We start from the raw sequence: 10,965 nt of genomic DNA, 5'->3' as shown, positions 1-10,965 counted from the left end.
CCCATTAGAAAACAGATGGTTATCTAATGGAGAGAGTCTGCCATGGGAGCGGTTTACGCGCAACTGAGCGTCAAGGAACGTGTCCAGATCGAACGCTGGAAGCTGGCAAAGGTCCCTGTCCGGGAGGTGGCCCGCGTGCTGCGGCGCTCGAAAGCCACCATTTACCGCGAAATCAAGCGGAACTGGTTCAGCGATGAGTGCCTGCCGGGCTATGATGGCTACTATGGCGCCGCTGCGCATCGGCAGGCCATCGATCGGCGCGCCCGCCAGCGCAAGCTGATCCGGCATCCGCAGCTTCGAAATCAGGTCGTTGAGCGCATCAAGAACGGCTGGACCCCCGAGCAGATCGGCAACCGGTTGATCCACGAAGGTGCGACGCTCCGGGTCTGCCAGGAGACGATCTACCGGTATATCTACTCGAAGGAAGGCATGGCGCAGGAGCTCTGGTGGTACCTGCCCGAGCACCGCAGGGCTCGCCTCCACGCCGAGCCCGCAAGCGCCGCGCGCCAAAATTCGACCGTGATGTCAGTATCCTGTTCCGCCCGGACGACGTCGCGCACCGCAGGGAATTCGGCCATTGGGAGGGAGATTTGATGCTGTTCAAACAATCGCTTGGCCAGACCAACGTCACCTCTCTTGTCGAACGCGTCAGCCGCTTCACCGTGCTGCTGAAGAACGCGAACAGGCGCACGAAACCGGTCATGACCAAGATCGTGAAGGCGGTGCGGGATCTGCCCGTGACGGGTCGCAGGTCCATCACCTTCGACCGCGGCACGGAATTCGTGTCATGGCCGCACCTGCAGGCTCAGCTCGGTACCCAGACGTGGTTCTGCGACCCCTCCTCGCCCTGGCAGAAAGGCACAGTCGAGAACACCAACCGCCGGCTCCGCCGCTGGCTTCCAAGGCAGCGTGACGTCGCTGCCATGACAGAGCTCGAACTGAAGCAACTCTGCGACCAACTCAACAACACGCCCCGCAAATGCCTCGGCTGGAGGACCCCGGCCGAGGTCTTCCGCGAAAAGATGATGGAGGAAATCGGCCGGCGCCCCTACCGTCGCAGGTAATGGGAGTCGCGCTTCAAGTAGCGCACACAAAAGGTTAACTTCCGAAACCATACGGATGCCGAGAACGGAATGATCGCCGGTTCTGTAGTTTTCGAGACGAAATTGTACAGATCGATTCTCATTGGGAGGCTCGTGGAGGGCCGACATTATGGGGAATAGTAGTTCCAGTTCTGACGGGTCCGGCGGTAGTGCTGATCTTCCCAAAGCGACGCGTCCGGTTGCCCCGTCGCCTCCGATCCGTTCCAGAAGATCTTCAAAACGGCCCCGTGACGACGTGACTCAAGGACGATAAGCTCTTCGCGAAAATCGCCCGCCACGTCGGCGGCGTACGTCCGTGCCGCTTCGGCCGGCCAAACGCGAACGAAGCGTCCGTTCCGGGGGTCGACGAGCGCAATTTTACCATCAACATGACGCTCGGTCACAAAGAGGAGTTGTCGGCCATCCCCGTCCCAGTGAACCGGCCTTGCTATGTCGATGCCGTATTCTCCTCGGTTAGCGCTGCGACCGCCCCGGAAGTCGACGCGAATCCAGTCTGAAATCTGCTCAATGATGCCGACGTCGGGATCGGCCCAGCAATCGCCGACATGGCACCATCCTGAAGGAGCACTGCGGCGGACCGACCAGGCGCTAATGACCTCCCCCTCACGATTCATCAACCAGGGATGATTACCGCAGGACGACCGTGCGAAGACTTCTTGCCCGGGATGCTCGGTGTCGAAGTCGCCCACCGCGAGCTTGTCGGCATCTTCGTTGTAGCGGCATTCGCCGATAGCCCTTACGCCGCCCGGCTCGTGATGGGTCGCCCAACCCAAGCCCGACAAACTCATTACGATCGTCTCTTCGTTGCCGTGCTGCTCGGCGAGCGCGATTTCGAGCCCGGGCTCGGGCAGAATATCCCCTACAGCGAGGCTGTCGAAGGCGTCCATCCGCGCACCCTCGCGCGCGGCGGATTGTATCGGCGTACCGTTTCGGTCCAGAACGACGGGCCCCAGGACTTCGTCGCGGCCATCGCCGTCGAGGTCTACCGTCCGGGCCATGCTATGTTCGACACCCCACCAATCCGTGACATGCCAGAGTGTCTGGCCATTCTCCAGATTGATCCCGCGAAGCTCGCGCTGGCTGTATTGAAGAACAGCATCACGCTCGCCTTCTCCTCGAAAGTCAGCGATGGCAAGTGCAAGGGCGCCGGGGAAGCGGAAGCTCCGCTCGACCTCGCCGTTCCCCGCCCCCCGTACGATCAACGTGCCATCTGAAAGCAAGTAAGCCACCTCATCCCGACCGTCGCCGTCAACATCGCCAGCGATCGCGCCTGGCGCGTGGAGCCCCGGGTACCCGGTTCCGCGGCCCGCGCGGTTCAGGGAGATTTCGTCGCGGACGTGCCAGAGCTTCACTCCCACGCCAGAATAGGCCGCGACATGCCCCGGGGATGTGACGACGAAATCCATCCGTCCGTCCCCGGTGAGGTCGTGCGCGAAGAGTGCCCCCAGACCATTTGGATCAACCGGAACGTCAAGTTCAAAGATCATCGGATTCGCAGGATACAAACCTGCGGGCACGCCCGGAGTATTGTCCTCTCTAAATGGAGCCTCTGCCATCACAGGTGCGCCCCGGGCTTCGACGAGCAGAACGCTTGCTGCGATGACTATGCTTCGAAGCATTTTCGAGAACGGCGGGCCATGCCTTTTGACCCGGGTTTTCGCTCCAAAGGAGCAATCTGGCGTGGCCATCTGGGCACCTCCTCGAAGAACGACGCTTGTCGTTGCCGGCCCAGCAACGATAGTCCCATCCCATTGAGATCTTCCATACTGTTATACTGTCGCACAGGTGAACAAGCTGGAAAATACTTCAGTTGAAATAGACTTCTGCAATGCTGCCGGCCACGCTGGTCACGGTAAATAGTCGGGCTGCCCGTGTTTCGTATCATTGGTGGGCGGACCGAAGTTGTGGTGTGGGTTTTACCAGAAGTGAATGCTTGACCAGCAAAAGCGAATGACCGCGTTGTCAGGTACAGCAGCGCAAAGCCGAAATACACTTCAGAAGAGCGTTGCCAAAACTTCCCGAATCTGTAACATTTTTATGACATTTATTAAGGTCTTTTTGATATCATGAAGTGAAAGGCATATTTTGCTTTGTCATCCTATCAATCTTTATCAGGCCGGATATCGGCAGGATACGTGGCAATTTCAGGCCTTTGTGCGCTACTTGCTGCCGCGACCTATTTTCTTGAACTTCAAGCCTCGACTGCCGGACGGCAGACGTTTCCGAGGGTCGTTCAGCAGTTCCATCTCGGGCATGAAAATAATCTGGCGGCTTGGTTTTCTGGCGCCCTGCTAGCGCTCATCGCGCTACACGCTCTGGATGGGCACACTCTTTATCGGTCGGACCGGCCAAAGTTAGCGCGGGCCTGGGTCCAGATCGGAGCCGTCCTGTTGTTCCTCAGCGCGGATGAGATCGGCTCTATTCATGAGCGTCTCGCGGGTGTCGGAGAGGCGATAGGGATCGGGTCTTGGGGTCTGCTGCTTCCTCTCGGCGGAATCATCTTCGTAGTATTAATTTCGGCCATGGCGCTCCTGTGGCGAGAAGGCCCTACGCATAGAAAGAAAGTTGGGGGCTTGTTGGTTGGTTTTGCGCTGTTGGGTTCTGTCGCAGTGCAGGAATTTCTGGAGCATACAGTCACCTGGGACAGTGCTCAGGCCCTCGCAGCCCGAATCACGATCGAGGAAGGGACCGAACTGTTTGGCATGCTGATCTTGTTGGGCACCACTGTTACGAACTCGATCGAACTGCGGAAGGTATACGACCGAGGCGACCCTGTCTTCGCAGTACTTTTGGAGCGACGCCTGTCCGTTTTCGTCGCGTTGATTGTGCTGGCACCGGTGGTGACCATGCTGGCGCTCGCACTAGAAGATCACCATCGTGGCTGCCTTGCAGACTGGCTTGCCGCTATAGCGTTTCTATTTGTGGCCGCGATAGTCGTAGGCGCCTGGCTGCAGAACATGGTGGGACATGGCGGATTGGTTCAGGCAGTCTTGTTGCTCGTGCTCTCGTATACATGTGTTTCAGTGGCGCCTATCGGAGTCCTGGAAACTGCGATAATCACAACGACCCGACGAGGGGTGCTGATAGTCGTGCTCAGCGTTGCAGTTCTCATGATCAATCACCGGTCGGGGAGCGGGAAAGGGACGCTGCTGAGAACGGCCCTCATCGCCGGAGTCTGCTTGGCTCTTTTGATGCATTCTGAAAGCCTAGGTTTCGCATTATTTTTGACGATCTTACTTGGCGCAGTCATCTACCACGAAATTTCATTCTCCTGGTCAACGAGGCTGGTTCTCAAGAGAGAGGATCACTTATTAGAGAATAGTGGCTGAAACTCAAGCTGGGTCGCAGCTATATGCGGCGGTCAAAACATCGCAGCGCGAGGTGGAACTGGAGTTGGAGCTGGAATCATATGGCAAATATTGGTTCGCAACGCAAACTGCAGCTGATAATCACCACCCTCGCGCTGGTCCTGTGTCTCGCAGTGGCTGCGATTCCGTTTCTAGTCATCATGAACGAACCCGCCGCCTGCAAAATCGGCGCGTCTAAGCCGTTTTGTCTGGGCAACGATTAAAGCGATTTCGCCTACCTTGTTCATCGAACCGATCCAGGGCTCTCAGAGAGACTCAATTTCGCAAATCCACAGATGACGGAGGTTCCCCTTTTCCCTGACAGAGAACTGCTGAAGTTTTCGAATCGCTGCTTTCACGCTAGGTCGTGTTGACAAAAGGGATTCCCCTCGGGCGTAGGGCATGATTCAAGCTGGCATCTGCGATGGAGGCCAGCTTGGCACGAGACCTTATGTCGGACGAGGAATGGGCGTTCTTTGAGCGCTTCATCCTCGCCGTCCGCGCCCCGAACGGACGCAAAGCCACCAAGCACCGCCTCGTCCTTGATGGGATTTTCTGGATTACCCGAACCGGGGCGCCTTGGCGGGACCTACCTGGCGAGTTCGGCAAAAGGTCAAGCGTTTACCGACAGTTCCGGCGCTGGACACTGGCGGGCCTCTGGGAGGACATCATGGATGCCCTGAACCAGAGCGGAGCCGTGCCAAGCGCCCTGCAGATGATCGACAGCACCGTGATCCGCGCCCACCATCAGGCAGCCGGCGCTAAAGGGGGACTCCACGACAGGGTTTCGGCCGTTCTCGAGGTGGCTTTACGACCAAGATCCACCTTCTCGTCAACGCACATGGGCTTCCCATGAGGATAGAGATCACGCCTGGCCAGACGTCGGACTATCTCGGCTTCGATCAGGTGATGGCGGATAATCTGCCCCGCCCGAGCGTGCTGCTCGCGGATCGCGGCTACGATGCAGACAAGATCAGGGAGGGCATGGAGGCGCGCAACGTCCTGCCCGTGATACCGATGCGCAAGTCCCGCAAGAAGCGGATTGGTGTTGATCGCTCGCTGTATCGCTTGCGTAATCTGGTCGAACGCTGCTTCAGCAAGCTCAAGAACGCCAGGCGTGTCGCGACACGCTACGACAAAACGCCGGAAAGCTTCCTCGGCTTCATTGACATCACGTCGATCCGCCTTTTGTCAACATGACCTAAATGGAAATGACTTCGTATCAATACCTCCAATCTTGAAATATGCCCTCAATGCTCTCGCTAAAGCTGATCTGAACATTATCCTTCAATTGGTTTGCACCTCACCTCATTGATATGAAATCTTCCATACTTGCACAGATTCTGCGCAAGACGGCACCGAAAATATGCCATCAGGAATTTTCTAAAATTTCCACTTTCCAAGCGGATGCATATCCGATATCAAGCTCGAGATAGACACTATTCATTTTGATTTATATTTCTATTAAGTTTAGCAATGCCCGCGACGGGCTACTGTTCCGGAAAATGATTCGGAGAAGTCCAATTTTCGGCATAACCCAAATTGAAGATTACGCACAACTGGATTTAAAGTGCGTGGATCGCCGATTATGTGATCGCATATCTTGGGAAGATCTTACGCGCCTTCTCCGGCGACGAGGCGTTCAGACATTCCCTCTTCAGGGCCAAGGTCCGGAGCACAAGATATACAGAATAAGGCCGCAAAAAAATGGCGCGGCTGGCGCTGAGAGTGACATTTTCTTTTCCTTCCAAATTTGCGCACTCTGCACCGGCACCACGAACGAGATAGATTTTGAGGCATGGGGCGATGAGGGAGTGTTTACGGCTCCGGAGAGGTATCGCGAGACGAGGTCTTCGCGGCTGATCGCGAGCCGGCAAAGAGGGCACAGTGATACACAAGCTGAGCACCTGCCGTAAATATCTGACTTGGAATGGGAAGTTTGGATAGTGAGCTCCCGCAGGCCACGGAGAGACAGGCGAGAGGAACCGGAGCGCATGCTGGCGTGCGAGACCGCGCTTGCCAAGCGCCAAGCGCGCGGAAGCGCGTCTAGCCATATGCGCGTCGCATGAAAGCGACACCATGGGTAGAGGTCCAGAAATCCATTACGCAGAGATGAAACCGTCGCAAGGGAAACAGGAATCTTGCAATACCGACCAGAAATTGATGGCCTCCGCGCAGTTGCGGTGCTACCAGTCGTTTTTTTCCATGCTGGCTGGATTGGTTGGGACGGCGGCTTCATCGGCGTCGATATTTTCTTTGTCATCTCTGGATATTTGATCACGGCGCTCCTCATCGAAGACTTGGTCCGGGACGGGTTCTCCATCGCACGGTTTTACGAGCGTCGCGCGCGTCGCATCTTGCCCGCATTCCTTCTCATGGCCATGACCAGCCTCTTCCTAGCATGGCTGATAATGACACCCCCACAATTCACTGCCTTGTGCCAGTCGCTTTTCTATGCCGTACTATCGGTCTCCAATGTGCATTTCTGGAGCATCAGCGGGTACTTCTCGGACGCCGCCGAATTAAACCCCCTCCTGCACACCTGGAGCCTTTCGGTCGAAGAGCAGTTCTACCTCATTTTCCCGTTCGGCCTTGCCCTCATATGGCGTTTCGGGCGGCGCGCTGTGGCGGGGGTTGTTCTTTCGGCCGCCCTCGTGAGCCTTACCCTCGCAGAGGTGTTCGTGGGCACCAAACCCGCCGCCAGCTTCTTTCTCCTTCCGACGCGGGTCTTCGAACTCATGGCCGGTGCCGGGGCGGCGCTGTTGCTTGCGAGCGGCCAGCCTCGGCGAAACGGGTTTCTCTCCTTGATTGGGATCGGCGCCGTGAGCCTCTCGTTCGTGCTCTTCGACGAGACGACGCACTGGCCCTCCCTAGCGACGCTGTTGCCGGTTGGTGGCACAGTCTGCGTGATCCTCTTTACAACCGACGCAGACTTTGTGGGAAAGGCGCTCACATTCCGGCCAGTGCTCCTCGTAGGTTTGCTGAGCTATTCGTTCTACCTCTGGCACCAACCGCTCTTCGCGTTCGCGCGGATCGCCAAATCCGCTCCACTCTCGACAGGCGAGGATATTGGCTTGGTGGTACTCGCCTTACTTCTCGCATGGGCATCATGGAAATGGGTGGAAACTCCAATCCGCCGACCGGCAGGGTTAGCGACGCCCGCGCGCAGGCGTAAAACATTGGGGGGGGCTGCAGGCATTATTGCGGCCTTCGCCGCTATTGCGTTCACTGCGGCGAACCGCGTACCAACGCTGCTCGAGTTGGAGAACCCAGATATCGCTGCGATCGCGCCCCCGCGGATCGCGCTGGCCGACAAGACCGTCCGCGGCTGCGCCGGCTTTCCCATACTTGAGGGCGAATTGAAGTGCACCCGCCACGGAACCGGCCTGGCGTCGATCGTCGTGTGGGGAGATTCACACGCCCTTGCACTGCGCCGCGGCATCACGGCACCGGAAGAGTATTCCGTCATGGTGATTTCCCACCCGGGATGTCCGCCAGCCCTATCGGTGCACCTTCAGGCCGCAGACTACGAGGACCACATCTGCAATGAACCCGGACAGATCGAAAAGATTGCCCGATTCGTCCGTGACTTAGAGCCTGAGATTGTCCTGCTGACATCCCGGTGGACCCTGTACTTGAATGGCTGGCATAGATTGGGTGTCAAGCTCACCCCCCCTTACTACCTGACCTCTGCGAATGCCGAAGAAGTTCCAAGCCTCGCCACCTCACGCTCCGCGCTCACGCGCGGCATGATGGAGACCCTGGCCAACTTGGGGAGCGGCCCACGGGTCGTGGTGATGTCGCAGACGCCCGACCTCAACGTTTTTTCTGCTCGCTCCCGATTTTCTAGCCGCGTCGTGGACGCTACCGACATCAACGAGTGGCACAGGGCGGAGGACAAGTTTCTGGCCGTCTTGAGCTCTGTTGCGCAGGTCGAGATCATTTCAGGCCGGAGCTTGTTCTGCATCCCAAAGACCTGTGAATTGACGCAGCGAGACACGCGGTTCTTCACCGATGACAACCACCTCTCAATGGCAGGCGCCGAATGGGCATGGGGACAGATCGTCGACGCGCTGCAACGCCCTACGATCCCATGCGACCTTCGCGCGCATTACCAAACGGAATGCACCGAGAACCCCGATCTCAAAGCTGTGACTTGTTGCGGAGTTGCGCATTGACATCATGAGTTTCGGCGGGATTCCCAAGTCGCTGGTCGGCACTTGCCTGATCATGGGACCCAGATGAAGTTGCCGTCGAGACTGCCGCGTCTGATGGGCTTTTCGTTTACCCCGTGAGATCGTCGCCTGTGCGGCCTGCGCATGCATTCTTTTCGCTCGGAGCATCGCCGATGTCGAAGACCTTCTGGCTAGGGACCGTGCTGTCCGTCTGGCCGGTGGATGCCGAGGTACCTGCACCGGAGAATAGAATGCCAATACTGTGCTTCCCGAAACCGCAGGGCGCTTATGGCGGTTTCTGGAGCTGTGGATTGATGCACTGCGATCGCGCTACCCAGCCTCGGATTTTGCGGCCGTATGTTCTGAAGGTATCATGACCTGTAGAAGCAATGGGGTACCTCCGATGCCTGACGGCACCGACCATGCCGCAATCCTCGAGCGCATCCGCATCGTCACCGAGGCGACGCGGACGAGCTGGTTCACCTATCTTGCCACGCTCGCCTTCGTCGCCGTGACGCTCCTCGACGTCGAAGACGTGGACTTCTTCGCCGTCGACCGCGGCACCGACCTGCCACTGATCGGGGTCTCGGTTCCGGTGGTGTTCCTCTTCCTCTTCGGCGGCCTCATCGTGCTGCTGGTCTTCGCCTACCTCCACGTCTCGCTCGCCCAGCTCTGGCAGGCCCTGGGCCGCGCCCCGCCACGCATCGGGACCGAACCGCTTGGGGCGAAGGTCCACCCTTGGCTCATCTCCGAGTTTGCCCTCCAGGTCCGCCGCCGCCTCTCGCCCTCCGAGCCATCATGCGTCGAGCAAGGCGCCCTCGGCACGCTCGGTGTCCTCGCCTCGGCCGTCGTCCTTTACGGTGCCGCCCCCGCCGTCCTCGCAGGCCTCTGGTACCGCTCGCAACCGGCACACCACTGGGGGCTCACCGTCCTTCTTGCCCTGATGCTCGCCCTCTCCCTCTGGACCGCCTGGGCCAGCTGGTCCGCCCTCCGGCAAGAGATGCAACAGCGTCGGACGAGCTGTGCTCGAGGCGCGGTCACGCGCAACTGGCTGTCGCTGGGCGCGCTCGTGATATTGGTCGGGGTCTCGATTCTGAGGACGAAAGTTGACATATGGAACTATCCGCCTGCATCTTCGGCAGGAGAGCGCGGGAGAGCGCCCCCAACCCTTCGCATGCATGCGGTCGAGTGGTTCCGTCCTGTTCCGGCAAATCTTACTGAGGCCCGGCTGACGCAGTTTCCCTCCGACTGGGCACCGCACGCCCATGCCGAGCGAGAGTTTTACGCCGAATGGTGTGCCCGACCAGATACCTCTGATTGCGACTCCTCCTTGCCACAAAGCGGAGTGTTCCAAGAGGAGTGGCGGTCCCGCCGCGGCGCCTACCTTGCGGTTCTGCAAAAGCCGAACCTGAGCGCGCGCGACCTCGCTTTCGCGGAGCTTGGAAACGCGTACATTCCCGGAATCGACTTTCGCGAGGCGCGGCTTCGGTCGGCTTTTTGTGGGCGGCCGAGCTCGAGGGGGCGAACCTTCAGCACGCGGACTTAAGGGGCGCCAACTTGGAGAACGCAAGGCTGCAGGGGGCGGATCTCAGCGGTGCACGTATGTCCGGCGCAAATCTCGATCTGGCGCTGCTTCATGGCGCGTGGGCGATCGTGGCTGACCTCGAGGGCGCGAAGCTGCGGCACGCAGAGCTCAATGGCACCTTCCTGAACGGAGCTGAGTTGACCGGCGCGGACCTCAGCTTCGCGCGATTAGACGGAGCTACGTTGAGCTTCGCGCGCTTGGCAGACGCTAATCTGAACTACGCGCGGCTCTTCGGCGCACCGGGCTCTCCTGATCTCGCCTATGCCTACTCTGAAGTTGACCTGATCGGCGCCACCATCGACGGCGCCGCATTAAGGCGCGTCGATCTCCGGTCGGCGGCGCTCGATCCGCGCAACGGCCTCAAGAACAGCTTTGGTGACGCGTCGGTGTTGCTGCAAGCCGGCGTCGACGTGCCCTGCCAATGGTCGGACGTCGTGTTGCCCGACGCCGACTTCTTCGGGCGGTGGCGCGGCTGGATCGAAGCCGGCTCGGACCCTCTCACTTCAGGCACCTTCGCCCACGGGGAGTGGCACGAGGTCGAGCCGGTGCAGCCTGCCCCGGGATGCATGTGGCGTGACTGATCGTCGCCTGCTGGCCCTGCAACGCACCTCACACCAAGAGGAAGGTGAAAAGGTTCATGGGCTGTTAGTTATACTTGGCCAATGTTTAGACGCATTCCTTGGGCGTCAGACTCCTACGCCAAGCGGGCGCCTGGCGGCCGCGCCCTAACCCGCCTCGGATTCGCATAAGTGCCA

At 59.0% G+C, this 10,965-nt stretch carries 6 protein-coding genes and 1 pseudogene; 6 read left to right on the top strand and 1 reads right to left on the bottom strand.

Translation table 11 applies throughout. From position 1 onward, the window contains the following. The first annotated feature begins 42 nt into the window (after positions 1 to 42). Positions 43 to 1,064: pseudogene (locus tag LC039_RS24105) on the top strand (IS30 family transposase). A gap of 146 nt (positions 1,065 to 1,210) precedes the next feature. Here LC039_RS24105 and LC039_RS24100 read toward each other — a convergent pair. After that, on the bottom strand, positions 1,211 to 2,791 hold the full coding sequence (locus LC039_RS24100; RefSeq protein ID WP_226628964.1) for an FG-GAP-like repeat-containing protein: 1,581 nt from the start codon (positions 2,789 to 2,791) through the stop codon (positions 1,211 to 1,213). A 447-nt stretch (positions 2,792 to 3,238) separates the two neighbouring features. On the opposite strand from LC039_RS24100, the gene LC039_RS24095 reads away from it, so the two are divergent. The 5 genes from LC039_RS24095 (at position 3,239) to LC039_RS24075 (ending at position 10,791) form a co-directional block, all read left to right on the top strand. Beyond that, complete coding sequence (locus LC039_RS24095) at positions 3,239 to 4,432, top strand: hypothetical protein (protein ID WP_226628962.1); 1,194 nt, start codon at positions 3,239 to 3,241, stop codon at positions 4,430 to 4,432. 442 nt (positions 4,433 to 4,874) lie between these two features. Further along, positions 4,875 to 5,650, top strand: a protein-coding gene (locus tag LC039_RS24090; RefSeq protein ID WP_226628961.1) for an IS5 family transposase whose coding sequence is annotated in 2 segments (ribosomal slippage) — positions 4,875 to 5,214 and positions 5,214 to 5,650 — 777 coding nt in all. Because the reading frame shifts where the segments join, the coding sequence is not laid out codon by codon here. A gap of 941 nt (positions 5,651 to 6,591) precedes the next feature. Then, positions 6,592 to 8,628, top strand: coding sequence for an acyltransferase family protein (locus LC039_RS24085; RefSeq protein WP_226628959.1), 2,037 nt, complete (start codon positions 6,592 to 6,594; stop codon positions 8,626 to 8,628). 400 nt (positions 8,629 to 9,028) lie between these two features. Then, a complete protein-coding gene (locus tag LC039_RS24080; RefSeq protein WP_226628957.1) occupies positions 9,029 to 10,171 on the top strand; it encodes a hypothetical protein in 1,143 nt (380 codons plus the stop codon). Between the two features lie 11 nt (positions 10,172 to 10,182). Further along, entirely contained in the window at positions 10,183 to 10,791 is a 609-nt protein-coding gene (locus LC039_RS24075; RefSeq protein ID WP_264179663.1) for a pentapeptide repeat-containing protein, read from the top strand. The last annotated feature ends 174 nt before the right edge of the window (positions 10,792 to 10,965 follow it).

The sequence above is a fragment of the Alloyangia pacifica genome (assembly GCF_020524285.1).
GTDB lineage: Bacteria > Pseudomonadota > Alphaproteobacteria > Rhodobacterales > Rhodobacteraceae > Salipiger > Salipiger pacificus_B.
This window is presented reverse-complemented; position numbering and strand designations above follow the sequence as displayed.